A 25,018-nucleotide genomic window follows, 5' to 3' on the forward strand; every position below is an offset into this window, starting at 1 on the left:
ACTCACTTGTCGACACAATGCTATGCGCCTTTCGCGCGCCAGCGACAAGCCGGCCCGATCAAATAGGAGTGAGACATGCCGAAGGACGACGCCAAGCGCCCCGATCCCGAAGAGATCATCCTTTACGAAAAAGACCCGAAGACCAAGATCGCGACGATCACGCTCAATCGCCCTGATTTCCTCAACGCGCCGACCATCGCCGCCCGGCTGCGCTATTCGGACCTGCTCCATCGCGCCAATGTCGACGACGATGTGAAGGTACTGCTGATCCGTGGTGTCGGCAGCAATTTTGGCGGCGGCGCCGACCTGCCCGAGCAGGAGGAAATGCTCGCCGATGACGGCGACTTCTCGCTGCTCCACGAATTCCGCATCGGCGAGGACGAGGACGTCAAATATCCGCCCAAGGACAGCTATCGCTATCTCGCCCAGCTGACGCAGCTTTATGCCAACAGCAATTACGGCTGCCGCACGCTGCAGGATTTCAAGAAGATCAGCATCATCGAGGCCAAGGGCTATTGCTATGGTTGGCATTTCTATCAGTGCGCCGACGCCGACATGGTGATCTCGTCCGACGACGCGCTCTTCGGTCACCCCAGCTTCCGCTATGTCGGCTGGGGCCCGCGTATGTGGCAATGGGCGACGATGATGGGGCTGCGCAAGTTCCAGGAAATGGTGTTCACCGGCCGCCCCTTCACTGCCGAGGAAATGGCGAACTGCAATTTCGTCAACAGCGTCGTCCCGCGCGACGAGCTGGAGGCCGAAGTCGACAAATATGCCCGCGCCTGCGCCGTCACCCGCCCGACCGACGTCGTCTACATGCAGAAGACGCTGTTCGAGATCTATAAGCAGCAGCAGGGCGAATATATGGGGTCGATCATGACCGCATGGCTCGAATCGATGCTGGGTCAGGTGCGCAACGACGCGCACGAACTCACGCTCGACAAGGAGACGTTCGGCAAGGGGCTGAACAACGCCGTCAAGGACAATGACGAGCTCTATCCGCCCGAATGGCGGCTGAGCAAGGGCGGCCGGATGAAGGGCAAGGACGGCGCGGCCAAGCCCAAAAAGGCACCCGCGAAAAAGCCCGCCGGCAAGTCCAAGAAGTAGGATGCAGTACGCGACGCTCGGCAATACCGGCCTGATCGTCTCGCGGCTCGGCTTCGGGGCGCTCACCTTCACCCAGGGCAACCGGACGTTGCAATCGGTGTACAAGGTGGGCGCCGAGCTGGCCGATCAGCTGGTCGGCCGCGCGATCGATGCCGGGGTCAATTTCTTTGACACCGCCGATGTCTATGCCGATGGTGAATCCGAAAGCCTGCTCGGCGCGGCGCTGAAGCCGCATCGCGACAAGGTGGTGCTGACGACCAAGGTCGGCAATCGCGGCGTGATCGACCGCGAATTGCTGCACGGCGGACTGTCGCGGCGGCATATCCTCTGGTCGGTCGATCAGAGCCTGAAGCGGCTCGGCACCGACTGGATCGACTGTTATGTCTGTCACCGCGAGGATAACTTCACGCCGCTTGAGGAAACGCTCGAGGCGCTCGACACCGTCGTTCGCTCGGGCAAGGTCCGCTATATCGGCTTTTCCAACTGGAGCGCGTGGAAGGCATCGGCGGCGATGGAGTTTCAGCGCGCCAACGGCCTTGCGCAATTCACCCACGGGCAGATGTATTATTCGCTGCTCGGCCGCGACGTCGAGCGCGATCATGTGCCGATGATGGGTCGCTACGACCTCGGCATGACCGTGTGGAGTCCGCTCGCCTTCGGCTTTCTGAGCGGCGCGTACAGCCGCGCGGACCTGGAAAAGCCCGACAACCGCTTCTCCGATTTCGACATGCTCGGCTTCGACCGCGAACAGGGCTTCGCGCTGCTTGAGGTGATGCGCGGCATCGCCGAACGGCGCGGCTGCACCCTGCCCCAGCTCGCCATCGCCTGGCTGCTGCGCCGGCCGGGCGTGACCAGCGTGCTGATCGGCGCAACCAAGGCGCATCAGCTCGACAACAATCTCGGCGCGGCGGACATGGTGCTCAGCGACGAGGACATGGCGGAGCTGGACGCAGCGACCGCGATCAAGCCGATCTACGCGACGTCGCAATGGATCGAACCCGACCGGAAGACCGCCAAGGCGCTGAGGCAGGCCTAATTCCTCCCCCGGGGAGGAACTTCGGGAACGCATAAAGGGCCGCTACCGGGATGGCGGCTCAACGGCTGGAATTGGAGTGATTAGCTGCCATTGACGGTCCTTGGGACGGCGCTATCGTTCTGCGATGCGCTTGCTGCTTGTTTCATTGATGATCTGGACCTGCGCAGCTTGCGGCGTGGCGCCGCAGCCCGCGAGCAACGAGACAGTCGCGGCGTTTGAAGTTCCACTTTCAACAGCCGAAGATCGTGCGGCCTTTATCGCCATTCTTAGGGGAGCTGCAACGGCCGAGGGCGGACACTTGGACGCAGCAAGCGATGAAGAACTCCGCCAGACTGCGGAAGCAATGCCAGCGGCAAAAATGTCCATCCATGTTGGCGTATGGAGGGGGCAAGAGGATGAGGAGAATTGGGCCGTAGTAATGGATCAGGCGGATCATATTGGCCAAGTCTGGATCATGTTTGCTCGGGGAGAGGACGCGGCCCTAGCCAGCCGCTTTCGTGAACGAGCCATGCAGGCAATTCGCAAACGCTGGCCAGATACCCTATCGCTTCCGATTATCGATCGTCGAACGATACCGTTGCACCGCGATCTTGTGCGAACACCGACAGGCTACAAACTCGATCCAGCCGCAGCATCAAAATATGTCAGCGAGCCTCAACCTGCGGGTTGAAACGCATGTCCGCAATGGGTCGTTAGCCGACAGACCCGTTCATGGGTCTGCCGCCTAGAGCGCCAGCAACTTCTCCATCGAAGGTCCGAAATCGCGCCGCTCCCACAGGCCGAGGAAGTTCGCACTCATATAGAGCTGCGTCCGCGCAACTTCGTCACGCTGGAAGCGGGGATCGTGCGGACCGCTCGCAGCCTCCAGATCGGGGATGCGCGCCGCGATCATCGGCGGCGCGTCCATCAGCCAGGCCAGGCCCATCGTTGCCACGAACATGTCGAAATGCAGACCGAGCAGCACCGGATCGACCCGCGGCCCGCCCGCCGCGCGATATTCGGCGGTGAACAACGTGAGCAGATCATCGAGATGCTCCGCCAGCATCTCGGGTTCGGCGGCACTGAGCGCGCCCCACAGCGCCAGCGCGACGTTCATCTGCCCCACCCGGCCCCAGTCCATCAGCCCGCAATGGAGCTGCCCGGCCTCATCGCGCCAGAACCAGCCATTGTCGACATTGGCGTTCCAGTGCGTCAACGCGATCAGGTCCGAGTGCGCATGCAGCCGCGCCTTGATCGCGCCTTCCTGTTCCAGCACGCGCGGCACTTCGCGTTCGAGCCGCGTGATGAAATCGGGATGGCGGATCGCCTCGGGAAAGAGATGCGGATAGCGCCCTGCAAAATCAGCGAAGCGCGCGATGCGGTTGCCCAGCCGCCGCGCATCATAACGGATCGGATCCCCCGCCGCCGCCCGGCCCGGATCGAATGGAAATTGCGATACAATATCGGCGTCAAGATCGCCGGCGCGATGCGCACCGGCAATGCGCGCAATCGCCGTCACCAGTGCACGATAATGCTCCAGCGGATCGGCCATCCGCCAGTCGAGGCACTTGTCGTAATGCGGTTCGATATCCCCCCGGCCGAACGCGATCCGATCGGTAATCAGCAGGCCAGTGCCGCTTTCGCGATGATAGTCGGCGAACAACGCGCGCGGCACGGCGATGGGAAAATCGGGGCTGTGCGACATCGCCGCGAGCAGCACCTCGCTTTCCATCTGATCCTTGCCCGAATCGCGCACCGGATCGTCGAAATCGCGCGAGAATTTGGCGAACAGGCGCTCGGGCAGGCCGGGCTGCGGCCGGTCATAGGCGACTGAAAGGAACAGCTTGCGCCCCGTGGACCCGCCCGGACATTCGGCGAATTCGGTGATTGCGCGAACGCGATTGTCTGCGTCCAGAATGCCTTCGGCACGGAAAGCCGCCGTCAGGAAGTCGATACCAGCCGCCCGAAGCGCCGCGATATGCGCGGGAAATTCCAGCCCGTGGCGGTCTCCCCGAACAGCATCGATGATCGGTATTTGCCCCATCGCACGTCTCTCCTCCGCATAGCCGACTACCGGACATGGCGAAGCGGCACCAATGTTCTGTTTCGGAATATTTGGTTTCAGCTTGAAATCTATAAGCATGCTTATTAGATGCCGCATCGCGGAACCGCCGCATCCTCTCCCCAATCGATGCGCGGTTCCGCACTGTTGTTTCGGATCGACTGCACTGCATGGCTACTTCCGCGCCGTCCCCCACCGCTTCCCGTCCTCGGAGCCATGCACCGGCGGCTCCGGCCGTCGAGGACGGCGCGTTGCTGCCGGTCCGCCATCGCGGGCTGCTGACAGTCGGCGTGATGCTGGCGACGATCATGCAGATCCTCGACACCACCATCGCCAATGTCGCGTTGCCGCACATGCAGACCAGCCTGGGGGCGACGCGCGACACCATCACCTGGGTTCTGACCAGCTATCTGGTCGCGACGGCAATCGCGATGCCGATCACCGGCTGGCTTGCCGACCGGATCGGCTCACGCAATCTGTTCCTGCTCGCGCTTGTCGGCTTCGTGGCGTCATCGGCGCTGTGCGGCATGGCGCAGAATCTGCCCGAAATGGTGATGTTCCGCATGATGCAGGGCGTGTCGGCGGCGTTTCTGAATCCGCTCTCGCAAACCGTGCTGCTCGACATCAACCCCCCATCGCGACAGGCGCGCGCAATGTCGATCTGGGCGATGGGCATCATGGTCGGGCCAATCATGGGGCCGGTGATCGGCGGCTGGCTGACCGACAATTTCGAATGGCGCTGGGTTTTCTACGTCAATTTGCCGATCGGCGTGGTCTGCGCCGCATTGCTCTTCTGGCTGTTGCCCTCGCGCCCGAAACGACGGCGCGGCTTCGATCTCTACGGATTCAGTCTGCTCGCGGTGGGTCTCGCCGCGCTGCAACTGATGCTCGACCGCGGTCAGAACGAGGACTGGCTGCAAAGCTTCGAGGTGCAGCTCGAGCTGCTGATCACCTTTGTCGGGCTCTGGATGTTCGTGACGCACATGGTCACCGCGAAGAATCCGATGTTCGATCGCGAGATCTTCCGCGACCGAAATCTCGTCACGTCGTTGGTCTTCCTCGCGATCATGGGCGTCATCATGATGGCGACGATGGCGCTGCTACCGCCGATGATCGAGAATATCTACGGCCATTCGGTGTTCGACACCGGATTGCTGCTCACGCCGCGCGGTACCGGAGTGATCTGCACAACGGCAGTGGCCGGGTTCCTGATGCATCGCGGGTTCGATCCGCGAATATTGGTGGCGGCGGGCTTTGCCATCTCCGCCTGGTCGATGTGGATGATGACCGGATGGGCGCTCGATATGGGGACGACGCCGATCCTCGTTTCGGGTTTTCTGCAGGGGCTGGGGATGGGCTTCGCCTTCACCCCGCTCAACACGCTCGCCTTCGGAACGCTGCCGGGCAAATACCGCACCGAGGCAGCGAGCCTGATGAATATCACCCGCAGCGTCGGCGCGTCGATCGGCATTTCGGTGGTGACGACGGTACTCGCCCGAACCAGTCAGATATCGCACGCGGCGCTGACCCCGCACATTTCCGCCGAAACGCTCGAAACTTTCGATCCCGGCCTGCTCCAGGCGCTGGGAACAACCGGGCAGACGGTGCTTGCGATGGCAAATGCGGAGATATCCCGTCAGGCCGCGATGATCGGCTATCTCAATGACTTCAAGCTGATGGCGATCCTCACCAGCTGCGCGGTGCCGCTCGTTTTCCTGATGCGCAAACCCGCGCGTGCGGGCGCCAAGCCTGACCCGTCCGCAGCCGGCCACTGACGGGGCGTCCCCTTCGCCGCTGCGATAGCCGCCGCACCGGGCTTGCCCCCGCCCCGTCTTCGCTGGCACCGACCTGCCGGAGTATTTCAAGGAGCGGATCATGCAGGTAGCAATCATCACCGGCGCGGGCAGCGGCATCGGGCTTGCCACGGCGAAAATGCTGCACGGAATGGGCATGGCGATCGTGGGCATCGGCCGCGACACGACCAAGCTCGAAACGCTCGAAAGGGAAATCGGCGATCCCGACAGGCTCGCGACGCTCTCGGTCGACGTCACCACCGACGATGCGCCGCAACGGATCGTGGGCCTCGCGCTCGAACGCTTCGGGCGGATCGACTTTCTGATCAACAATGCCGGCGCGGGCAGCCCCAAGCCGCTGCACGAAACCGAGGACGAGCTGCTCGACGCTTTCCTCTCCGTCATGCTGCGCGCGCCCTTCCGCCTCGCCCGCGAAGCGATCGTCCATATGGAAGCGGGCAGCGCGATCATCAACGTGACGTCGACCTATGCCGAGATCGGTGGGCGGCGCGGCGGCGCCTATTCGGCGGCGAAGGGCGGGCTGTCCTCGCTCACCGAGCATATCGCCTGCGACTATGGCCCTAAGGGCATCCGCGCCAATAATGTCGCGCCCGGCGTGACGATGACCGACATGGTCCGTCACCGGTTCGAGGACGAGATGTTCAAGCGCGTGAACGTGGAAACCACGCCCTATCCACGGCTGGCCGAAACCGACGATATCGCCAGCACCATTGCATTCCTCTGCTCGCCCGGCGCCGAAATGATCAACGGCCAGACGATCGTCGTCGATGGCGGCTGGACCAAGACCAAATATCTCTCGCCGCGCGCGCTCACCTCGAAATGGGTCGAATCCGACTAGACTTCGGATCTGGGCTTGTCGTCAGGGTCGGGCTGGGGCTCGCTGCGCTTCGCCGCGCCAGTGGCGAACAGCACGAACAACCCGAAAAGGATGCCGAGCGCGAGATTGTCGAAGATGATCCCGAACAGCGTCCCGGCAAAGATGCTGAACAGGAATTTTCCTCGCCGAGGCTTGTCCATTGCGGGCCTTTCTTCCAGGGTGCGACGGCGGCAAAAGAAACGTTGCGCCCGCGTAAGTCAACCGCGCCGCCATGCGCAAGGCGGCCGCTAGCCGCGCGACCCTACGTCACGCCCCGCCCATGCCGCCACGCGCTCCGCGTCCGGGTCGGTTTCGACGCGATCGGCCAGAGCAAATATCTTCACCTTGCGCTCGTTTGGCCGATATTGCGGCCACTCTGCACCCCGCGGCAGGACGGGGGTCAGGTCGCGCACGAAATGCGCATAGTGATCGATCATCCGCCCGCCCAGTGCGGCGCGTTTACCCTTCATCGGCCCGCCACGCGCCAATGCCGCGCGCAGCCCCTTCATCGGCCAGGTCAGCGTAAGATCGAGCCCGTGCGTCGCCCCGGCAATCGGGTGGCTGTAATCAAAACGGTAAAACCATGTCGGCTGATGCGCCGCATGGCGTTCGGCGAAATTGCGTGTCGGCATGCCGAAGCTGAAATCGCTCGCCAGCGCGCGATTGCCCGCCTTGTTGTCGGGATAGGCCGCCAGAATCTCGCCCGCCGCCGCTTCTCCCAGCCCCCCTGTCAGCCGTTCGGCCACTTCGGCCCGCCTGGTGGGCAGGATGCTGCCCGGCATCAGTTCGAACAGTCGCGATTCCTCGCGCGCGGCTCCGGCGATCAGCGGAACGGGTGCGGTGGGTGCCGCCTGTGCAGCCGCCAGCGATTCGGGCAGCAGATCGCCGTCATACCAGGGCGCAGCGGGAATGCCGCCGGGCGTTTCGGCATCGACTGTCCCCTGCGCCTCGAACAGTCGGCGCAGCGGCATGGTTCGCAGTTTCTCCAGGTCACCCTGATTGAGATCGAGCAGCTCGGCATAGCGACGCGCGATCCGCTGCGCTGTTTCCCGGCTGTGGATCAGGCTCACTGCGCCGCTCTGCATGATCGCGCCGCGAAACAGCGGCCATGCGCCTTGCGCGAGCATCAGCAGCGACACCGACATCGAACCGGCAGATTGTCCGCCGATCGTCACTTTTTCGGGATCGCCGCCGAACGCCGCGATATTGTCACGGACCCATCGCAGCGCCGCGATCTGATCGCCCAGGCCGAGGTTCGACGGGATATCGGGCAAGCCGAGCGCATCGCCGAAATCGACGAACCCTAGCACGCCGAGCCGATAATTGATGGTGACAACGAGGCAATGCCCGGTCTGCGCCATCAGGCTGCCGTCATAGGCAGCCCCTCCCCCCGCGAGAAACGCACCACCGTGTATCCAGACATAGACGGGCAGCTTCTCATCGCCCTGGGTCGCGGGCGCATAAATGTTGAGGCTGAGGCATTCTTCGGAAAAGTCCGGTTCCGCCATGCGGGCGCGCTTCGCCTTGCTGCCGAACATCTGCGGGCATTGCGGCCCGGCCCGCGTGGCATCCCGCACGTCGCTCCAGCCGGGATGCGGCTCGGGCGCGGCAAAGCGCGGCGCGCGGGCGAAAGGGATACCCATCCACTTGCGGACACCCGCGCACGCCACGCTCCCACGCACCGGCCCTGAGCCGGTTTCCACCGTCAGCGCATCCATCACCCTCTCCCCATCTTGTTTATCATGCGAGGCTAACCGCCGAACGCCCTGGGCGGAAGCAAGCGAGTACGCCTCTGCGATTTATCGCCTCACCGGCTGATTTCGCCTTGAGGCGACACCCCCCGCCGCCCATCAAACGCACAATGCAAGCAAACAAGTGAGGATGCGTCCATGTCGCTCGAAGGAAAGGTAGCCGTCGTCACCGGGGGCGGTTCGGGAATCGGCCGCGCCATCGCCGTCCGGCTCGCCAAGGACGATGCCGCTGTCGCGGTGTGGGACCTGAACGGCGATACCGCCGCCGAAACCGCAAAGATGATCACCGACGCGGGCGGCAAGGCGATCGGCCTCGAAGCCGATTGCGCCGACAAGGCCGCGATCAAGGCCGCCGCCGATCAGACGCGCAAGGAACTGGGCGAAATCTCGATCCTGGTGAACAATGCCGGCATGGCGCCCTTCACGCCCTATATGGAAATCACCGAAGAGCTGTGGGACAAGGTGATCGCGGTCAACCTCAAGGGCCCGCATCTCTGCATCCGCGAGATGCTGCCCGCGATGGTCGAGGCCGGATGGGGCCGGATCATCAACATCACCTCGTCCAGCACGCAGTCGGGATCGTTCGGCCAGGGCCATTATGTCTCGTCCAAGGGCGGGCTGCTGGGCCTCACCAAGGCGCTGGCGCTCGAATTCGCGCCCACCGGCGTCACAGTCAACATGGTCCCGCCGGGCTTCATCGACACGCCGATGCTGCGCGCCGCGCCGGTCGACGTCGAGGCCTTCGCCCAGACGCTGCCGATGAAGCGCGTCGGCCAGCCCGAGGATATCGCCGCCGCCGTCGCCTTCCTCGCTTCGGAGGAAGCAGGCTACATGACCGGCCAGACGATCAGCATGAACGGCGGTCGCTACATGGGTTCGGCCTGACCTTCGATCGTCCCGGCGTTTTACTTCCCGTGCCCCGGCATCCTATGGTGACGTCATGGCAGGGAAGCGGCGCATCGGCGCGGAAAATTCGGAAACGCGCGCGCGCATCCTCGACGCGGCGGAGCAGGTCATCCGCGACGAAGGCTATGCCGCGGCCAGCACGCGGCGCGTCGCCGCGGTCGCGGGGCTGCAGCCGTCGCTGGTCCATTATTATTTTCCGACGACCGAGGACGTGTTCCTCGCCGTCTTCCGGCGCGGCGCCGAACAGAGCGACGCGTTGCTCGACGCCGCGCTTGCGGGCGCCGATCCGGTCCATGCGCTGTGGCGCATCTTCACCGACACCAGCCGCAACCGGCTGACGATCGAATTTCTCGCCTATGCCAGCCATCGCGAAGGCATCCGTGCCGAAGTCGCCAGGCACAGCGCGGACATGCGCGCGCGCCAGGCCGAACTGATGCAGCGCGTTCTGGGCGACCGCATCGGTGCCGAGCATCAGGCGACACCCGAGGGGCTTGCGCTGATCCTTGCCGGGATCGGCCGAGCGCTGGCGATGGAGGCCGAACTGGGCATCGAATCGGGCCATGACGACGCCCGCAGGATGGTTGAAAACTGGCTGGATCGCGTGCTTTCGGCGCAATCAGAGCCCGCTCCGACATCTTGACATTTTCAGGGTTTTTGTGTTTGAACACCCGTTCAAGAAATACACATCCCCCGGAGAGACAGCGATGGCCACCGCCGTAAAGACCGACGTCCAGCTCAAGCATGAAGACATCAAGCCGCTGATCGGCAGCCGTGTTCTCAACAGCAAGGAAGAATTGCTGTCGGGCGCGCTGGCGAACGACATTCGCGAGCTGCTCGAAGCGCGCGGCGTACTCGTCTTCCCCAAGATCGATTTCAGCGACGAGGAGCAGATCGCCTTCACCAAGACGCTCGGTACCTTCGCGCCGGAAATGTCGTCGGAAGGCCGGGAGGAAATCCACAAGGTCACGCTCGACGTGAAGGAAAACCCCTCGAGCGCGCTGTACCTCAAGGGCTCGCTCTACTGGCATATCGACGGCACGATGAACGAGGTTCCGATCCTCGCCTCGCTGCTCTCGTGCAAGGTGCCCGCGACCTGGGGCGGCAATACCGGCTTCTGCAACACCTATGCCGCGTTCGATGCGCTCGACGAGGACAAGAAGGCCGAATATCGCCAGTATCGCGCGCGCCACGGCGCCTGGGCCTCGCTCTTCTACTATGATCCCGAACCCAGTCTCGCGCTGCTTCAGGGCATGCAGAAGATCGGCGACAACGAACTGCCGCTCGTCTGGAAGCATGAATCGGGCCGCGAATCGCTGGTGATCGGCTGCACGACGCACACCGTCGTCGGCAAGGATCCGATGGAAAGCGCGGTGATCATCCACGGTCTGCGCGAATGGGCGACGCAGGAACAGTTCAGCTACAGCCACGAATGGTCGGTCGGCGACATGGTGATGTGGGACAATACCGGCACGATGCACCGCGCCGAAGCCTATGATCCCACCTGCGGCCGCATGATGCACCGCACCAAGCTCCAGGGCGAAGAGCCTTTCGAGTAAGCCGCTCCGGCTTTGCCGAACACGAACGCCCGGTGTCGCGAGACGCCGGGCGTTTTCGTTCGTGGCAGCGGTGTTTGGCACGCCGGGAAGCGAATTGGTTGACGCGAGGACGCGCTGCGGGGAAGCCTTGCCCTTCAACGCGAAATGACCCGCAGTATCAGAACAGAGCGCGGGCGAGAGAGGGCGCATGACCGACGGCAAGAGCATCGCCACGCAGGAGTGGAAGCGCAACTGGACGCTGGTTCTCGCCGCGTCGATGGGCTTTTCCTTCTTTTCGATCATGCTGGCGGCAACCGGCGTGTTCATGCAGCCACTCGCGCGCGACTTCGGGTGGAGCCGAACGCTGCTTTCCTCCGGCCCGTCGATCGCGCTGCTGATGACGGCGGTCCTCTCGCCCTTTTTCGGCGCGCTTATCGACAAGTTCGGCGGGCGGACGGTGGTGCTGCCGGGCCTCGTCGTCACGATGCTGTCGGTCGCCTCCTTCGGCCTTGCCAGCGGATCGGCGACGCAATGGATCATCCTCTGGGTCATATTCGGCTTCGTCGCGGTGTCGATCAAGTCGACGGCGTGGACGGCGGGCGTGCTGAGCGCCTTTTCGACCTCCAAGGGGCTGGCGCTCGGGCTCACGCTTGCGGGCACGGCAGTGGCGCAGGCAGTCGTCCCGCCGCTCGCCAACGGGCTGATCGAGACGGTCGGCTGGCGCTGGGCCTTTGCCGGCATGTCCTTCGGCTGGGGCGGCCTCACGCTGCTGCTCTGCATCTTCTTCTTCCACGACGCACGCAAACGCGCTCCGGTCCCCGCCACGCCGGCGGTCGAATCGAGCGACGGTGACGAAGTCGCTACCGAGGAAGCCGCGGCCGAGCCACCGCTTGCGGGTCTGACCCCGCGCGAAGCCCTGCGCGACAGCGCGTTGTGGCGCGTCGGCATTTCCAACTTCGTCGTGATGGTGCTGACGATGGGGCTCACCATCCATCTCTTCCCGATCCTCACCGAAGCGGGCGTGTCGCGCGACAGCGCCGCCTGGCTGACCAGCCTGGCGGGGATCGCCGCGATCGCGGGTAAGCTCGTCACCGGCGCATTGCTCGACCGCTTCCGCCCCAACTGGATCGGCGGCATCACGCTCGGCGTCACCGCGATCGTCTTCCTGCTGCTGATGGAGGGAATCAGCAGCTGGACGCTGGTGATCTTCGCGATGCTGGTGAACGGCTATGCCGCGGGCACGAAGACGCAGATCACGGGCTTCCTCACCGCCAGCTATGGCGGGATGCGGCATTTCGGCGCGATCTACGGCGTGATGGCGGGCCTGATGGCGCTGGCATCGGGCGTCGGCCCGATGCTGGCCGGCGTGATCTACGATGCGTTCGGAGGCTATGGCCCGTTCCTGCTGGCAGGCGCGATCGGTTGCGGCCTCAGCGGCCTCCTGATGATTTCGCTGCCGAGCTATCCCAAGTTCGAGCAGCAGGAAACGGCCGCGTAAACGCGCTGCCGCTTACCCCAACCAAACCGTCATGCTGAACTTGTTTCAGCATCCACCGCGCCACAAGCACGGACTTCGCCTTTGGCACGCTGGCCCGTGAAGCAAGTTCGGGTGACGGCTGTGGTAGCAGCGAGCGGCGCGTTACTCGACCACCACCCGCACCCGCGCGAGGTTCTGCACCCGTGCAAACGGCGTCTCACGATCACCTTCACGTTGCGAAGTTCCGCGCAGCACCGCGAAATAGGTGCCCGGCCTCGTGTAGCGATGGCTCGCCGAAACCTGCGCGCTCTCGCCGGTGCCTTCCGGCAAGTCCGCGCGCGCATCGAACGTGCCGTCGCCTTCGAAATCCCATTCGGCGTCGACCACGCTGCCCGCCCCCGGCGGTACGGTGATCGTGCCGGTCAGCGTCACTTCGGTGCCTGCCGCGACTTCGACGCGGTCGATGCCCCCCGATGTCAAAGTCACGACCGGCTGGATGCCCTGCCGTTCGGCGGCGCTTGCGGGCACCACCACCTGCCCGCCCTCGACGCGATAGGCAGTCGATTGCGGCGGTGCCACGCCATCCTCCACCCAGGCGGCGAGGTCGCGCAGCGCCTGATGCAGCACGCCGAGATAGGAGACGACGCGTGACGGATCGTCCTGATCGGCATGGTCGCCGTGGAGCGCGCGATCGGTGAACCATAGGCGATAGCGATCATCGAGCGTATCGGCGCCGATATGCGCGATCACACGATTGCGATACCAGTCGGCCTGCCAGGGATAGGCTTCGCGATCCCAGAGATTCTCGATCACGATCATCTTGCCGCTGAATTCCCCGGTCGGCAGCGTGCCGGTCGCGAAGCGCGTGAACAGCGGCCCCAGCACCATCGGCCGCTGCGGATAGAGCGGCACGCCCTCGCCGTCGCGAAACTGGTCCCATACGGGATATTCGTCGCCTGGCGGCACCTGATGGCGGTGATAGGTCTCGACCGCGAGAATGTCCGAATTGTCGAGCCGCACTGCATCGCCCGTCTTCACGGCGCTCAGCAGCCGCGGATCGGTGATCCCGACCACGGCGATGTCACCCTGCACGTCGCGCAACCCGATCTTCCTGCCATCGGACAACACCAGATCGGCGAGCAGCAACGCATCGGAATCGGGCGCATCGGCAAGGCGGAACGCCACCGGCATTTCGCCCGCCGAGGAAAGCCCCATCGCGCGCCAGGCCTGGTCGGCAGTGCCCTTGGCAGTGCCGTGGATATGTTCGAGGTTGATCCCGGCCGCCTCCGCCCGATCGGCGGTGATCACTTCGGTCACGCGCGTATCGAGCTGAACGCGGGCATCGGCGTACAGATCGGGATGGTCGTGCCCGGCATAGCCCGGCTTGCCCCAGAAATCGGAGAAATAGCTGCCATCCGCCTGCCGGATACCGCCGAAGAGGAGCGCGAATGCATGCGGCCCCATCGTCCGCCACGCATACCAGCTTTCGGGCGGGAACCCCATGCGCGTGACTTCCTCGAGCGCGGAACGCTCCTCGGCATCGAGCCCGGCATAGGGATCGCCGCTCCCCCCGGCATCGAGTGCGTCGACGACTCCGTCGAGCTTCGGCCCGAGCACGCGCATCGCGTGGAGCCGCACGGTGAAGACGTTGGGTATCGCCATCGGCGATCCCATCACATAGGGGACCGCCCCGTCCCACACGCCCTGCGTATTCTCGATGCTGCCGATCGTGCGATAGGCGCCGCCGCTGCCGCCATAGACATAGCCGTACACGCGACCCTCGCCGTAGATCTGCCGCGCGACCATGCGCGAGAAAGACGCCGCGGCGGCATTGGCGCGCCAGGCGCCGATCGTCGCGTCCATACCCGACATCGGATCGGCCGCCTTGGGCCCGCCGCCGTTGGTCTCGATGAAATAGCCGCCGCTGGTCAGCGCCATGCCGATCCGGTCTTCCGAACCCGTCTGCCCCTGCGACAGCGTCTCGCTGTCGGGCACCGGCGTAACATATTGGAAGAAGCGGCCTTCATAGTCCGCCGCGGCCGGGAAATAGAAGGAAAAGCGCGTATCCGTGCCTTCGAACCCGCCATGAACATAGCGATGCGGCACTGGATCGGTGCGCATTTCGTCGGTGTCGATAAAAGGCTGCGCGAACATCGTGTCTTCGGTCGTGAAGCCTGCCGCGCCAAGTGGCGCGTTTGCGACTTGTGCTTGCGCGACATCGCTCACAACGCCGCCACCGAGCACGACGAGAAACCCCGCCAGGGCAATGCCCTGCGCCTTCCGCTTCCGATCCATTCGCATTCCTCTCTCATCAACCCCTCTTGCCGCCAAACTCTCGAGCCGGGCGGTCGGGGTCGTTCACGACATGGCTTTCCACGTCGAAGATCATCGTCGCACGCGTTTCGCTGTCATAGCTCGGCCAGTCCTGCCCGGCGAAGGACGGGTCGCCGCTCCGCGCAAAATTGATCCATGCCTGCGACATCGCCGCGGCGAGCAACGCCGGTTCAGGCCCGTCGCCCATGATCTTCGGCGTCTTGTCGGGATTGTCGAACACCAGCGACGTATCGAGCCCGTGCGGCGATCGCAGCACGCCGTCGAACACAGGCGTTTCCCAGTCGAGCCGGTACATCCATACCGGCGCTCCGCCCTGCGCCGCCTTGCGCTCGGCGAGCCGGATCGAATCGATCCACGTCCCGGTGCCGGTCATCATCGACGTGAACCAGTATGTCGGCGCGTCGTCGGGGCGCAGGTTGCGATAGACTTCGAACCCTTCCTCGGCGCGCGGGCCGAGCAGGAAGCCGAAGCGCTGGCGCGCCTGTTCCTCGGTCATTGTTCCGAACAGGGGGTCGACGATCGAGAAGAGCGTCGCCTCGTCCTTGGTCGATCCGACGAGTACGGGAATGTCGTGCGCCGTCGCGGGCGCATCGGGCGCGAACGGGTCGCGCGGCAGCGACCGCCCGTCGACCACCGGCGCGAGCGAAGGCCCGCCCATGCCCGGAATGGCGCCAGCCATCACTGCCTTCTCCGCCGCCATGATCGCCGAAAGCGGCAGTTCCTGGATGCGGTGGACGTTTTCCGGCGCGAGTTCGAGCTGCGCGAGGAATTTGGCGCCCAGATCGGCGGCATCGTCCCGCGCCACGCCGGTCAGCCGCGCGCCGCTCTGGATGATGGCCTTGTGGAACAGCCCCTGCGCGGGCGGCATGGCGAGCAGCGTGCTCACCTTCGCGCCGCCGCCGCTTTCGCCGAAGATCGTCACATTGTCCGGGTCGCCGCCGAATTGCGCGATATTGTCGCGCACCCATTGCAGCGCGAGTATCTGATCGAGCTGGCCGACATTGCCGCTGTCGGCGAAATCGGCGTGCGCCGCGCCGAGATAGAGAAAGCCGGGCGAGGCCAGCCGGTGATTGATCGTGACGACCACTACATCGCCCCGCCGGCACAGCGCATGGCCTTCATAGGCCGGTTCGCCGCCCGATCCGATCGCGAAACCGCCGCCGTGCAGCCAGAACAGCACCGGCCGCTTGCGCGCATCGCTCGCCTCGGGCGTATAGACGTTGAGATAGAGGCAATCCTCGCTCTCATTCCCCGTCCCCGCCACGCCGTCGCGGAAGGCGCCCAGCACCTGCATCACGAATTGCGCATGCTCGCCTTCGGTCGGCATCCGCCCGCTGCCGCCCAGGCTCCCCTGCGGCGCGCGCGGACCGAATTCGGTACATTCGCGCACCCCGCTCCAGGGCTCACGCGGCAACGGCGGCTGAAAGCGTCGCGCGGCGGTGTCGGCGCCATAAGGAATGCCGCGAAACGTTGCGACGCCCTGCTCCACCGTGCCGCGCACCTGACCGGCGCCCGTTTCGATCGCTGCGGTAATGACTGCCTTCTGCGCCCACGCAAAACGCGGCGCAGCGGCAAGCGCGCCTGCCGCGAGCGAAGCCGAGACGAGTGTCCTGCGCGAAATCATCCATCCTCTCCCGTCGGGCCCCGCCTGTTTCCGGCGGTAGCGCTACGGGCGGAGGATGCGATGCGAGACCCGGTTAGTCGAGCGGTTTCGGTTCGCCTGCGTTCATATACTTGGAAAGGTTCCAGTGCAGGCTAGCCACCGAGCGCTCCATATACGGATTGGGCTTGGCGCCGGTGAAGCCGACATTCTTCATCCCCTGCTGCACCGCCGCCATATTGGCGAAATCCTGCTGCAGCACCGGCGGCCAATCCTCCGCCTTGGTATATTCCCACTCGGTTTCGGGAGCCTCGCCCTCGGGATAGAGTTCGTACACCGCGGCTTCGAAAATGCACTTGTCCGGGTCGCCGCCATAAGGCCGTGCCGAATAGCAGAGCATGTTGTTCACCGCCTGGCCGATCTGGAAATTGGGGAAGATCTGCCACGCCGTTCCCGCCTTGGCGGTGTGCGCGGGCGCTACCACCGGCCAGACGACACCGCGTGCCTCATCGGCGGCGCGCGCGGACTGGATCCAGTGTTTCGAGACTTCGGCGGCGGGCGTGCCTTCGGGCAGTTCGTCCTTCAGCCGCTTCGCCGCGTTGACCAGCGTCATCGTGGTGTTGGTGTTGGCGTTCTTCCAGGTAAATTCCTGCATTTCCGCCGTGGTCAGGCGCGGATCCTCACCCGCGCCGAGCCGCAGCTTGCCCGAATCCTCCTCGAGATCCTTCACCGTGTCATAACCGATATTGCTGTGCCGCCCCTGGTTGCGCGCCCAGCCGCGAAACTGTCCGAACACCATGAATTCCGGGTGAGTCGTCGCGACGTGATAGGTTTCGGCGAATGCCTCCATCGCGACTTTCCAGTTGCAATCGAAGACAATCCACTTGCGCCAACGCGGGCGCATATTGTGCAGTTCGTACGGCGCAAGCAGTTCCGACGCCGGATCGAGATAGTCGGAAAGCGGCCCGCTTTCGGGATCGAGATTGATCCACAGCCAGCCGCCCCAGCTATCGACCTTCACGCTGCCGAGATCGGACTTGCCGCCTTCGAGGCAGCCCTGCCAGTCGGCTTCCTGATCGATATAGGCATTCTTGCCGTCGAGCCCGAAGGTCCAGCCATGATAGCCGCAGATGAAGTTCTTGCGGTTGTTGCCACGCGCGTTGCGCTTGCCGGCGGGCGTGTCGACCAGACGGCGGCCGCGATGCGGGCAAACATTGTGATAGGCGCTGATCTGGTCCTCGCCGGTGCGGACGATGATCACAGAATCCGGGCCGATGTCATAGGTGATGAAATCGCCGGTTTCGGGAATGTCCTCGATCCGGCCGGCCTGCAGCCACACCTTGCGCCACAGCTTCTCCTGCTCGGCGGCAGCATAATCTTTCGAGATATAGGCTTCGGGCGGGATCACCACGGGCCGTTCGAGTTGTTCGGCACTCTTCACGCCGGGGGTCGCGGAGAGGTCGTTCATGTCTGTATCTCCTCAGGCTTCGTCGGGGGTCGCCGGAATCTGCGGCTCGCGCCGGTTTTCCAGCGGGCGCCGGTAGGATGGGTCGCTGCGGTCGCGCGCGGGCAGACCGTTCAGGCCGATATCGGGCAGGTCGCCGAATGGGACCGGCAGCGTCGGCAGCATGCCCGACCACTCGATGATGTTCATACGCATCGCGATTCGCCACGCGCCGTCGCGCTTCTCGAGCCGGTCGAGATAGCGCCCGCCTGCCATCCAGTTGCTCTCGTCACGGTTGCGGCCGATGAACTGGTAATAGGTTTCGGCGTGCGCGGTATCGCCGTCGATGTCGATCGTCTGATTGAGCAGGCAATGCTGCGTCGCATATTGCCCTTCCTCGTGCATCGGCACGGCCCAGTCGTAACAATCCGCCGCACTGCCGACGAAGGGGCCCGCCGCGATCACCGCGTCGTCATGAAAGGCCGACAGGAACAGCTCGCGGTCGAACCGATCCATCGCCCGCGAGAAGCGGGTCAGGCAGGCGCGGATATCCTCAAGTTCGAGCAGCCGGTCGATCCGGGCGTCGCGATCCTCGGCCATTACTTCGTGCCTTCCAATGCCTTGCCGAAAAATTCGGCGCTGAAATCGCCGGTGGTACGGCCAGTGAAGTGCCCCGCGCTGAACGGCGCGCCCATCAGCCCTTCGCTGAAATCGGCGGCCTGGCCGATATCCTGGCTCCAGTCGTAGAGCATCGTCCGCGCAGCGATCCGCCATTGCCCGTCGCGCTTTTCGAAGCTGTCGAGATAGCGCCCGCCCATCGCCAGGTCGCGATGCTCGGAGCCATAATCGACGCGGTGATAGGCGATGACATGGCTTTCGGCTTTCGCCGTATCGCCTTCGACCGCGATCAGCGTCTGGCCGATGAAATGCTGGGTGAGCAGCACGGCGGGCGAACCGGGCACGATCCAGTCGAGATAGGCGTCAAGATCACCAGCGAAGATGCCGTAATCCATCGCCGCGCCGGGCCAGTATGCGGTCTTCAGCAAGTCGCGGTCACGCCGATCCTCGCCGCGCGCCACGCGCGCGACGCAATCGCGGATCATTTCGCGGGCGTGAATCGCCTCGAGTTCCTGCGGTTCCAGCGCCATATCTCTCACACTTTCATTCGCCCTTCCATTCGGGCTTTCTTTTCTCGGCGAAGGCGCGCGGGCCTTCCTGCGCATCGGCACTGTTATACGTCAGCTCATGCGCGGCGCGTGCGGCCTGAAGGGCCGCGGCACGCCCCATTTCGGTCGCCAGCATAACAGTCTCGCGCCCCGCTTTGACAGAGAGCGGCGCGCCTTCGAGCACATCCTTCGCCAGCGCGATGGCCTCTTCCATCAGATTTGCGGGCTCGGCGATGCGGTTCACCAGCCCGATTTCATAGGCGCGCTGCGCGGTGATCGGTTTGCCGGTCAGGATGATCTCCATCATGATACGCTGCGGGATCATGTGGATGAGCGGCGCCGCCCAAGGCGACCCGCGCCCGACCTTCACTTCGGTGATCGCGAAGCGCGCGCTGCTGCTCGCGACGCACAAGTCGCATGCCTGCGCGATCATCCAGCCGCCCGCGAACGCGACGCCGTTGACCGCCGCGATGGTCGGCTTGGACAGCTCGATACTGTCATAGGGCAGCGGGAAGAAATCGCGCGGGGGCACCTTCATGCCGGTATCGACCATCTCCTTCAGATCGCCGCCCGCACAGAAGGCCTTTTCCCCCGATCCGGTGAGGATGGCGATGCGCAGGGCGTCGTCCTTCTCGAACCGCTCCCACGCGGCGCGCAGACCCTCGCGCACTTCCTTGCTCAGCGCATTGCGCTGATCGGGGCGGTTGATCGTTAGGATTGCGATGCCGTCGTCGCGGGCATCGAACAGGACTGCGTCACTCATGGGCTGACCTCGGGAATTTGATTTTCACGCAAAGGCGCAAAGGCGCGAAGCGAAGGAAGAAGGCTTCCAATTGCGCCGAAGGCGCTCTCATTTCCAGCTCCCGCGAACGCTGCACCAATGAAGGGAAAGAGCGGCTGCGCCGCGTCTGTTCTTCCTTCTTCGCGCCTTTGCGCCTTCGCGTGAGTCATTCTCAAAAACCCCTCCGCGCGATTTCGAACGCGGCCTTATCGAGTTCCTCGCGGAAATCGGGATGGGCGATCGCCACCATGCGTTTCGCGCGCTCGGTCAGCGTCTGGCCCTTCAGTTCCGCAGCGCCGAACTCGGTGACGATCACGTCGACATCGGTCCGCGCCGTCGTCACCGGACCCGAAAGCGCCGGGACAATCCGGCTGAGGCTCCCGCGCTTCGCCGTCGCGGGCAAGGCGATGATCGAATGCCCGCCGGGCGAACGCGCGCCTGCCCGCACGAAATCGACTTGCCCGCCGGTACCGCCCAGATAAGCCGGGCCGCTCGCCTCGGCATTGACCTGCCCCGTCAGATCGACTTCGAGCGCCGAATTGAGCGTCACCAGCTTTTCGAGCTGCGCCAGCACGGCGGCGTCATGGGTGTAACTGGTCGCACACATCCGCATCGCCGGATTGTTGTGCGCCCAGTCATACAGCCGCTGCGTCCCGATCAGCGCGCCGTTGATCGACACGCCGGTATCGATTTTCTTGCGTGCGTTGGTGATCACGCCGGCCTCGACCAGGTCGACCAGCCCGTCGCCGAGCATCCCCGAATGGACGCCCAGATCCTTGCGATCGGCCAGCAGCCGCAACACCGCGTCGGGCACTGCGCCGACGCCGGTCTGCAGCACCGACCCATCCTCGACATAGGCGGCGACATGGCGCGCAATCGCTTCGTCGGTCTCGCCGATCGCGGCGGCCTTCACTTCCACCGGCGGGCGCGAAACATGAATGGCGACGTCGATTTCCGACGCGGCGATGCGCTCGCCCTGGCTGAACGGCACGCGATCATTGACTTCTGCGATCACCACCCGCGCCTTGTCGACCATTGCGCGCGCATAGTCGCTGATCAGGCCGAAGCTGTGATTGCCGTTGGCGTCCGCCGGGCTCACCTGTACGAAGGCGACGTCGCAGCCGATAAGGCCCTGCGCGATCATCGGCCCGACCTGGCTGACGTGACACGGGATCACCGCCAGCTTGTTGACCTTGGTCAGCGAGCGCAGCGTCCCGATCGCGCCCATGCTCGACAGGGCGATGCGATCTGCCACGTCTTCGGTCAGCAGCCCCGAAAAGCTGGTCGCGGCAAAGGCGGAAAGCCCGCCGATCCCCTCGGCCTGCGCGATCAGCGTCTCGATCAGCGTCGTCGGCTCGCCGCACGCCTGCCCCCAGACCACGGCATCCCCGGCCTTGAGGTATTGGCTCAGGTCGAGCGCGGCAGGATCGACGGTAACGGTCATTTGCCCGCCAGCGCCAGAAGCTGCTGCGCGCGCGCCAGCCAGGGCCGGTCGACCATCCCGCCCTTATATCCGATCGCACCGACTCCCGGATTGGCGGCGAACAGCGCGACGATTTCCTCGGCCTGTTCGATTTCCTCGGCCGTCGGCATGAAGGCGTCGTTGATCACCGCCACCTGCGCCGGGTGGATGGCGAGCATGCCGCGATAGCCGTCGCGGCGCACCTTGGTCGCGCGCGCCTTGAGCGTTTCGAGGTCGCGGAAATCGGCCTGGATCGTCTCGATCGCCGCGACATTGGCAGTCGCCGCGCCGAGCAGGCACAGGCTGCGCGCCAGTTCATAGGTGAAGCCATAGCTGCCGTCGGGATTTCGGTTCTCGCTCGCGCCGATCGAATCCGCCAGATCCTCCGCGCCCCAGCTCATCGCGACGAGCCGCGGCGCGCCGGCATAGTCGCCGGTGGTGAACATCGCCTCGGCCGCTTCGGTGACGAGCGCGAGCACCTTGGTCGATCCCAGCTCGATCCCCGCGGAGGCTTCGAGCGCGGAGAGATAATGGTCGAGCAGCTCGACATCGGCCCGACCGCGCGCCTTGGGCAGCATGATCCCGCCCGGACGCCCCGGCATCACAGCGGCAAGGTCGCCGAGCGCATAGGGCGTGTCGACCGGATTGATCCGCACCCACAGCCGCTCATGCCCCTCGACGGTGCTGTCCAGAAAGTCGCGCACCATCTTGCGCGCCTTGGGCTTTTCGTCGGGCGACACTGCGTCTTCCAGATCGAAGATAGCGATATCGGCGTCGCTCGCGGCGGCCTTTTCCATCTTCCGTTCGCTGTCGCCCGGCGCGAACAGCCAGGAACGCATCTTGAGCGCGGTGCCTTGGGTCATTGCGACATCTCTCTTTCAATCAATTCGTCATGCTGAACTTGTTTCAGCATCCACCGTGCCACAAGCCAAGTCCGTGCGAGCGGAGAAGTGGACCCTGAAACAAGCCTGTCCTGAGCCTGTCGAAGGGTTCAGGGTGACGGTAGTGCTGGGCGCAGGCGCCCCGCACCTCAATACGACTTCGGCAGGTCCAGCACCTTCTCGGCGAGGAAGTTGAGGATCATGTGCGGGCTGACCGGCGCGGTGCGCGGGATCAGCACTTCGCGCAGATAGCGCTCGACATGATATTCCTGCGCATAGCCCATCCCGCCCAGCGTCAGCATCGCGGTGTGGCACGCCTCGAACGCGAACTCGCCGGCGAGATATTTCGCGGCATTCGCCTCGACTCCGCAATCCAGCCCCTGATCGAAAAGCGTCGCCGCCTTCATCGTCATCAGGTTCGCCGCCTCGAGCTGCGCCCAGCATTTCGCGAGCGGATGCTGAATCCCCTGATTCTGCCCGATCGGCCGATCGAAGACGATGCGCTCCTTGGCATATTGCGCCGCCTTGCGGATCGCCGCGCGGCCGAGACCGATAGCCTCCGCGGCGAGCAGCGCGCGTTCGGGGTTGAGGCCGTGCAGGATCATCTTGAACCCCTGCCCTTCCTCGCCGATCCGGTCCTCTTCGGGGATCCACAGATCCTCGATGAACAGCATGTTCGAATCGATCGCGTGGCGGCCCATCTTGTGGATCAGCTTCACATCGATCTTGCTGCGGTCGAGATCGGTGTAGAAGAGCGACAGCCCCTCGGTCTTGCGCTTCACCTGATCAAGCGGCGTGGTGCGCGCGAGCAGCAGCATCTTGTTCGCCACCTGCGCGGTGGAAATCCAGATCTTGTCGCCATTGACCAGATAGCCACCGTCCTTCTTCTCGGCGCGGCATTTGAGCTGGGTGGTGTTGAGCCCCGCATTGGGCTCGGTGACCGCGAAACACGCCTTGTCGGTGCCCGCGACGATGTTGGGGATCGATCGCTTGCGCTGTTCCTCGGTGCCGAACAGGATGATCGGCTGCAGCCCGAAGATGTTGATGTGCACCGAGGAGGCGCCGGTCATCCCCGCGCCCGATTCCGCGATCGCCTGCATCATGATGCAGGCTTCGGTAATGCCGAGCCCCGAGCCGCCATAGGCCTCCGGCATGGCGATGCCGAGCCAGCCCGCATCCGCGAGCGAGCGATAGAAATCCTCGGGGAATTCCCCCGAATGATCGCGTTCGAGCCAATATTCGTCGGGGAACTGCTCGCAATGCTTCAGGATCGCATCGCGAACATTTTGCTGAATCTCCGAATAAGCGAAATCCACGGTTTTACGGGCCTCTCTGCGGCTGAAACTGGCCGGTCGGGTAGCAGCCGCTCACCGGGGCGACAACGCGCCCCATGACAGATATCGAACAGGCGAACGGCTCGCATGGTGACAGGACGGTGCGCGCTGGCATAGGTCACGCGAAACGGATCATAAGGATAGTGACCATCCCGTTCCTCCCCCGGAGGGGGAGGGGAACCAAGGCGCGCAGCGGCTTGGTGGAGGGGTAGTCGCCACAAGCGACACCGCTCGCGGCGGGCTACCCCTCCACCACCGCCTTCGGCGGCGGTCCCCCTCCCCCTCCGGGGGAGGAATGATATTGGAGTAAGTGAATAGAATGACGGATGCAGGCGCCAAGCAGGGACCGATGGCGGGGATGCGGGTCATCGACCTGACCGCAATGGTGATGGGGCCCTATGCCACGCAGATCATGGCCGACATGGGCGCCGACGTGATCAAGGTGGAGCCGCCCGCGGGCGACGCAACGCGCCTGATCTCTGTCGGTCCCGATGCCGAACTGGGCGGTGTCTTCGTCAACTGCAATCGCGGCAAGCGCAGCATCGCGCTCGATCTGGCGAGCGAGGAGGGCAAGGCGGTGCTGCGCAAGCTGATCGCCACCGCCGACGTGTTCATCCACTCAATGCGCGCCAAGGCGATCGCCAGGCTCGGCTTCGACTACGAATCCGTGAAGGCGATCCGGCCCGACATCGTCTACACCAATTGCTACGGCTATGGCCGCCGCGGCCCCTATGCCGACAAACCCGCCTATGACGACACGATCCAGGCCGAATGCGGGCTTGTTGGCGTGCAGGCGCTGCTCAATGGCGAACCCGGCTTCGTCGGCACGATCATGGCGGACAAGATCGCCGGCATGACCGCGCTCTATGCCACCAGCATGGCGCTGCTCCATCGCGCGCGCACCGGCGAGGGGCAGGAAGTCGAAATCGGCATGTTCGAGACGATGGCCGCCTTCATGCTGGTCGAGCATGCCAATGGCACGATCTTCGATCCGCCGCTCGGCGAAGCGCATTATCCGCGCGCCGTCTCGCGCAACCGCCGCCCGTACAAGACCAAGGACGGCTATATCGCCGCGCTCGTCTATAACGACAAACACTGGAACGCCTTTGTCGGCGCGGTGCGGCCCGACTGGGCGACGCCCGAAATGGCGACACTCGGCCAGCGCGCCAAGCAGATCGATCATATCTATACCAAGCTCGGCGAGACTTTCCTGGAGCGGACCACCGCCGAATGGCTCGAACTGCTCGAAAGCCTTCACGTCCCGGCAGCACCGATCCGCACGACCGACGAATTGCTGCACGATCCGCATCTGGAGGCCACCGGCTTCTTCGAAGAAGTCGATTCCTCCTATGGCAAGCTGCGCTTTCCGGGCGTTCCGACCTGGTTCTCGCAATCGCCCGCCGCCGTCGCCGGTCCGACGCCTCGGCTCGGCGAGCATGGCGCCGAAATTCTGGACGAACTCGGCATTTCCGATACATCCGACGTCGCCTGAT

Annotated in this window: 23 protein-coding genes; 10 read left to right on the forward strand and 13 right to left on the reverse strand. The window is 64.4% G+C overall.

The window, feature by feature from the left end; genetic code table 11:
• Positions 1-75: 75 nt before the first annotated feature.
• The 3 genes from G5C33_RS14045 (at position 76) to G5C33_RS14055 (ending at position 2,813) form a co-directional block, all read left to right on the forward strand.
• Positions 76-1,107, forward strand: a complete 1,032-nt coding sequence (locus G5C33_RS14045) for an enoyl-CoA hydratase/isomerase family protein (protein ID WP_165327800.1) — start codon at positions 76-78, stop codon at positions 1,105-1,107.
• A 1-nt stretch (position 1,108) separates the two neighbouring features.
• Positions 1,109-2,143: an aldo/keto reductase gene (locus tag G5C33_RS14050; RefSeq protein WP_165327801.1), complete on the forward strand. Its 1,035-nt coding sequence runs from the start codon at positions 1,109-1,111 to the stop codon at positions 2,141-2,143.
• Positions 2,144-2,267: 124 nt separating this feature from the next.
• Entirely contained in the window at positions 2,268-2,813 is a 546-nt protein-coding gene (locus G5C33_RS14055) for a hypothetical protein (protein ID WP_165327802.1), read from the forward strand.
• A gap of 54 nt (positions 2,814-2,867) precedes the next feature.
• Here the strand turns inward: G5C33_RS14055 and G5C33_RS14060 are convergent, their stop codons facing one another.
• Positions 2,868-4,166, reverse strand: coding sequence for a hypothetical protein (locus tag G5C33_RS14060; RefSeq protein WP_165327803.1), 1,299 nt, complete (start codon positions 4,164-4,166; stop codon positions 2,868-2,870).
• A 188-nt stretch (positions 4,167-4,354) separates the two neighbouring features.
• Here G5C33_RS14060 and G5C33_RS14065 point away from each other — a divergent pair, with 188 nt between their 5' ends.
• Together G5C33_RS14065 and G5C33_RS14070 are read left to right on the forward strand one after the other, a co-directional pair.
• A complete protein-coding gene (locus G5C33_RS14065) occupies positions 4,355-5,959 on the forward strand; it encodes a DHA2 family efflux MFS transporter permease subunit (protein ID WP_165327804.1) in 1,605 nt (534 codons plus the stop codon).
• A 100-nt stretch (positions 5,960-6,059) separates the two neighbouring features.
• Complete coding sequence (locus tag G5C33_RS14070) at positions 6,060-6,836, forward strand: SDR family NAD(P)-dependent oxidoreductase (RefSeq protein WP_165327805.1); 777 nt, start codon at positions 6,060-6,062, stop codon at positions 6,834-6,836.
• Here the strand turns inward: G5C33_RS14070 and G5C33_RS14075 are convergent.
• Together G5C33_RS14075 and G5C33_RS14080 are read right to left on the reverse strand one after the other, a co-directional pair.
• Complete coding sequence (locus G5C33_RS14075) at positions 6,833-7,015, reverse strand: hypothetical protein (RefSeq protein WP_165327806.1); 183 nt, start codon at positions 7,013-7,015, stop codon at positions 6,833-6,835. The genes G5C33_RS14070 and G5C33_RS14075 overlap by 4 nt on opposite strands.
• Before the next feature lie 87 nt (positions 7,016-7,102).
• A complete protein-coding gene (locus tag G5C33_RS14080) occupies positions 7,103-8,572 on the reverse strand; it encodes a carboxylesterase/lipase family protein (RefSeq protein WP_165327807.1) in 1,470 nt (489 codons plus the stop codon).
• A gap of 171 nt (positions 8,573-8,743) precedes the next feature.
• Here G5C33_RS14080 and G5C33_RS14085 point away from each other — a divergent pair, with 171 nt between their 5' ends.
• The 4 genes from G5C33_RS14085 to G5C33_RS14100 all read left to right on the forward strand — a co-directional run bounded on the left by G5C33_RS14085 (position 8,744) and on the right by G5C33_RS14100 (position 12,544).
• Positions 8,744-9,490 carry an SDR family NAD(P)-dependent oxidoreductase gene (locus tag G5C33_RS14085; RefSeq protein ID WP_165327808.1) on the forward strand — a complete coding sequence of 249 codons (747 nt, stop codon included), beginning with the start codon at positions 8,744-8,746 and terminating at the stop codon, positions 9,488-9,490.
• 55 nt (positions 9,491-9,545) lie between these two features.
• Positions 9,546-10,151 (forward strand): TetR/AcrR family transcriptional regulator, encoded by a 606-nt coding sequence (locus tag G5C33_RS14090; RefSeq protein ID WP_165327809.1) that lies wholly within the window; start codon positions 9,546-9,548, stop codon positions 10,149-10,151.
• A gap of 64 nt (positions 10,152-10,215) precedes the next feature.
• Positions 10,216-11,067, forward strand: a complete 852-nt coding sequence (locus G5C33_RS14095) for a TauD/TfdA dioxygenase family protein (protein ID WP_165327810.1) — start codon at positions 10,216-10,218, stop codon at positions 11,065-11,067.
• A 187-nt stretch (positions 11,068-11,254) separates the two neighbouring features.
• The gene (locus tag G5C33_RS14100) at positions 11,255-12,544 is read left to right on the forward strand and encodes an MFS transporter (protein WP_165327811.1); all 1,290 of its coding nucleotides are present in this window, start codon (positions 11,255-11,257) and stop codon (positions 12,542-12,544) included.
• A gap of 141 nt (positions 12,545-12,685) precedes the next feature.
• Here the strand turns inward: G5C33_RS14100 and G5C33_RS14105 are convergent, their stop codons facing one another.
• The 10 genes from G5C33_RS14105 to G5C33_RS14150 form a co-directional block, all read right to left on the reverse strand.
• The gene (locus G5C33_RS14105; RefSeq protein WP_228275076.1) at positions 12,686-14,818 is read right to left on the reverse strand and encodes a PKD domain-containing protein; all 2,133 of its coding nucleotides are present in this window, start codon (positions 14,816-14,818) and stop codon (positions 12,686-12,688) included.
• A 16-nt stretch (positions 14,819-14,834) separates the two neighbouring features.
• On the reverse strand, positions 14,835-16,481 hold the full coding sequence (locus G5C33_RS14110; RefSeq protein WP_165327812.1) for a carboxylesterase/lipase family protein: 1,647 nt from the start codon (positions 16,479-16,481) through the stop codon (positions 14,835-14,837).
• Positions 16,482-16,554: 73 nt separating this feature from the next.
• Positions 16,555-17,925 (reverse strand): aromatic ring-hydroxylating oxygenase subunit alpha, encoded by a 1,371-nt coding sequence (locus G5C33_RS14115; RefSeq protein ID WP_165327813.1) that lies wholly within the window; start codon positions 17,923-17,925, stop codon positions 16,555-16,557.
• 12 nt (positions 17,926-17,937) lie between these two features.
• Positions 17,938-18,501, reverse strand: coding sequence for a nuclear transport factor 2 family protein (locus G5C33_RS14120; RefSeq protein WP_165327814.1), 564 nt, complete (start codon positions 18,499-18,501; stop codon positions 17,938-17,940).
• Complete coding sequence (locus G5C33_RS14125) at positions 18,501-19,049, reverse strand: nuclear transport factor 2 family protein (RefSeq protein ID WP_165327815.1); 549 nt, start codon at positions 19,047-19,049, stop codon at positions 18,501-18,503. Before G5C33_RS14125 ends, G5C33_RS14120 begins: the two co-directional genes overlap by 1 nt.
• 13 nt (positions 19,050-19,062) lie before the next feature.
• Positions 19,063-19,830, reverse strand: a complete 768-nt coding sequence (locus G5C33_RS14130; protein ID WP_165327816.1) for an enoyl-CoA hydratase/isomerase family protein — start codon at positions 19,828-19,830, stop codon at positions 19,063-19,065.
• Positions 19,827-20,018, reverse strand: coding sequence for a hypothetical protein (locus G5C33_RS14135; RefSeq protein ID WP_165327817.1), 192 nt, complete (start codon positions 20,016-20,018; stop codon positions 19,827-19,829). Before G5C33_RS14135 ends, G5C33_RS14130 begins: the two co-directional genes overlap by 4 nt.
• A gap of 2 nt (positions 20,019-20,020) precedes the next feature.
• Positions 20,021-21,292: an acetyl-CoA hydrolase/transferase family protein gene (locus tag G5C33_RS14140; protein WP_165327818.1), complete on the reverse strand. Its 1,272-nt coding sequence runs from the start codon at positions 21,290-21,292 to the stop codon at positions 20,021-20,023.
• On the reverse strand, positions 21,289-22,173 hold the full coding sequence (locus G5C33_RS14145) for an HpcH/HpaI aldolase/citrate lyase family protein (protein ID WP_165327819.1): 885 nt from the start codon (positions 22,171-22,173) through the stop codon (positions 21,289-21,291). Before G5C33_RS14145 ends, G5C33_RS14140 begins: the two co-directional genes overlap by 4 nt.
• A gap of 167 nt (positions 22,174-22,340) precedes the next feature.
• Entirely contained in the window at positions 22,341-23,507 is a 1,167-nt protein-coding gene (locus tag G5C33_RS14150) for an acyl-CoA dehydrogenase family protein (RefSeq protein ID WP_165327820.1), read from the reverse strand.
• A 337-nt stretch (positions 23,508-23,844) separates the two neighbouring features.
• On the opposite strand from G5C33_RS14150, the gene G5C33_RS14155 reads away from it, so the two are divergent.
• A complete protein-coding gene (locus tag G5C33_RS14155; protein WP_206518566.1) occupies positions 23,845-25,017 on the forward strand; it encodes a CaiB/BaiF CoA transferase family protein in 1,173 nt (390 codons plus the stop codon).
• Position 25,018: the final 1 nt, after the last annotated feature.

The sequence above is a fragment of the Sphingosinithalassobacter tenebrarum genome, from assembly GCF_011057975.1.
GTDB classification, from domain to species: Bacteria; Pseudomonadota; Alphaproteobacteria; order Sphingomonadales; family Sphingomonadaceae; genus Sphingomonas; species Sphingomonas tenebrarum.

Bases quoted from the DNA above. Each gene is read 5' to 3' on its own strand.
- G5C33_RS14045 (WP_165327800.1), top strand. From the start codon at position 76: ATGCCGAAGGACGACGCCAAGCGCCCCGATCCCGAAGAGATCATCCTT.
- G5C33_RS14050 (WP_165327801.1), top strand. From the start codon at position 1,109: ATGCAGTACGCGACGCTCGGCAATACCGGCCTGATCGTCTCGCGGCTC.
- G5C33_RS14055 (WP_165327802.1), top strand. From the start codon at position 2,268: ATGCGCTTGCTGCTTGTTTCATTGATGATCTGGACCTGCGCAGCTTGC.
- G5C33_RS14060 (WP_165327803.1), bottom strand. From the start codon at position 4,166: ATGGGGCAAATACCGATCATCGATGCTGTTCGGGGAGACCGCCACGGG.
- G5C33_RS14065 (WP_165327804.1), top strand. From the start codon at position 4,355: ATGGCTACTTCCGCGCCGTCCCCCACCGCTTCCCGTCCTCGGAGCCAT.
- G5C33_RS14070 (WP_165327805.1), top strand. From the start codon at position 6,060: ATGCAGGTAGCAATCATCACCGGCGCGGGCAGCGGCATCGGGCTTGCC.
- G5C33_RS14075 (WP_165327806.1), bottom strand. From the start codon at position 7,015: ATGGACAAGCCTCGGCGAGGAAAATTCCTGTTCAGCATCTTTGCCGGG.
- G5C33_RS14080 (WP_165327807.1), bottom strand. From the start codon at position 8,572: ATGGATGCGCTGACGGTGGAAACCGGCTCAGGGCCGGTGCGTGGGAGC.
- G5C33_RS14085 (WP_165327808.1), top strand. From the start codon at position 8,744: ATGTCGCTCGAAGGAAAGGTAGCCGTCGTCACCGGGGGCGGTTCGGGA.
- G5C33_RS14090 (WP_165327809.1), top strand. From the start codon at position 9,546: ATGGCAGGGAAGCGGCGCATCGGCGCGGAAAATTCGGAAACGCGCGCG.
- G5C33_RS14095 (WP_165327810.1), top strand. From the start codon at position 10,216: ATGGCCACCGCCGTAAAGACCGACGTCCAGCTCAAGCATGAAGACATC.
- G5C33_RS14100 (WP_165327811.1), top strand. From the start codon at position 11,255: ATGACCGACGGCAAGAGCATCGCCACGCAGGAGTGGAAGCGCAACTGG.
- G5C33_RS14105 (WP_228275076.1), bottom strand. From the start codon at position 14,818: ATGGATCGGAAGCGGAAGGCGCAGGGCATTGCCCTGGCGGGGTTTCTC.
- G5C33_RS14110 (WP_165327812.1), bottom strand. From the start codon at position 16,481: ATGATTTCGCGCAGGACACTCGTCTCGGCTTCGCTCGCGGCAGGCGCG.
- G5C33_RS14115 (WP_165327813.1), bottom strand. From the start codon at position 17,925: ATGAACGACCTCTCCGCGACCCCCGGCGTGAAGAGTGCCGAACAACTC.
- G5C33_RS14120 (WP_165327814.1), bottom strand. From the start codon at position 18,501: ATGGCCGAGGATCGCGACGCCCGGATCGACCGGCTGCTCGAACTTGAG.
- G5C33_RS14125 (WP_165327815.1), bottom strand. From the start codon at position 19,049: ATGGCGCTGGAACCGCAGGAACTCGAGGCGATTCACGCCCGCGAAATG.
- G5C33_RS14130 (WP_165327816.1), bottom strand. From the start codon at position 19,830: ATGAGTGACGCAGTCCTGTTCGATGCCCGCGACGACGGCATCGCAATC.
- G5C33_RS14135 (WP_165327817.1), bottom strand. From the start codon at position 20,018: ATGACTCACGCGAAGGCGCAAAGGCGCGAAGAAGGAAGAACAGACGCG.
- G5C33_RS14140 (WP_165327818.1), bottom strand. From the start codon at position 21,292: ATGACCGTTACCGTCGATCCTGCCGCGCTCGACCTGAGCCAATACCTC.
- G5C33_RS14145 (WP_165327819.1), bottom strand. From the start codon at position 22,173: ATGACCCAAGGCACCGCGCTCAAGATGCGTTCCTGGCTGTTCGCGCCG.
- G5C33_RS14155 (WP_206518566.1), top strand. From the start codon at position 23,845: ATGACGGATGCAGGCGCCAAGCAGGGACCGATGGCGGGGATGCGGGTC.